This is a genomic window from Neobacillus paridis (genome assembly GCF_016765675.1).
Classification (GTDB): domain Bacteria; phylum Bacillota; class Bacilli; order Bacillales; family Cytobacillaceae; genus Neobacillus; species Neobacillus paridis.
Genome location: NZ_JAESWB010000184.1, coordinates 1 through 684, shown reverse-complemented (window position 1 = coordinate 684; position 684 = coordinate 1). Strand labels below are relative to the sequence as shown.

Annotated in this window: 1 protein-coding gene; it reads left to right on the top strand. The window is 54.5% G+C overall.

Annotation, left to right across the window (positions count from 1 at the left end; translation table 11 throughout):
• Positions 1-400: TerC family protein (locus JK635_RS28440; RefSeq protein ID WP_498043868.1), on the top strand; the 400-nt coding region annotated here is incomplete at its 5' end.
• Positions 401-684 lie beyond the last annotated feature (284 nt).

The following is a 684-nucleotide window of genomic DNA, read 5'->3' as shown; positions in this document are numbered from 1 at the left end:
GGTTGCCTGGGCAACGCCGCTGTTCCTGGCTTTGTGCATGGTGGAGTTCGCCGACCTCATCTTCGCGGTGGACTCAGTGCCGGCGATTCTTGCGATCACTGACGACACGTTCATCGTTTACACTAGCAACATTTTCGCGATCCTCGGTCTGCGCGCGTTGTACTTTGCGCTGGCGGCCATGATCCACCGCTTCGCCTACCTGAAGTACGCCCTGGCCCTGGTGCTGATGTTCATCGGCAGCAAGATCTTCCTTGTCAACATTATCGGCAAGATCCCGGCTGTGATCAGCCTGAGTGTGACCGCTGCGCTGATCACGGGTGGCGTGGTCGTGTCGCTCTGGAAAACGCGGAATCAGCCTGGCGTGAAGCCTCTTCGCACTATCCCGCGCGGCCGGCCGTGATCAATGACCAAAATGCAAATTGTCAATCAACTTCACCCACAAGGAAAAATTATGAAGCGTGAGCCTAAGCCCACCGCTTGCCCATATCCGACGAACACCTCCGTCAAAGTGTCAGTCGGTGTTCGAGAAAATGGCAATGCAGTACGCCGACATTAAGCCTGAATGCAACATCATCGCAGCCGAAGTCAGTGGCAGCGTGGGACTGGCCGGCGAGCGGCTGACTATTGTTGATTGCAAGATTTTCAAATTAAGATAATGGAGTGATACTATGACTGCAGCAATCT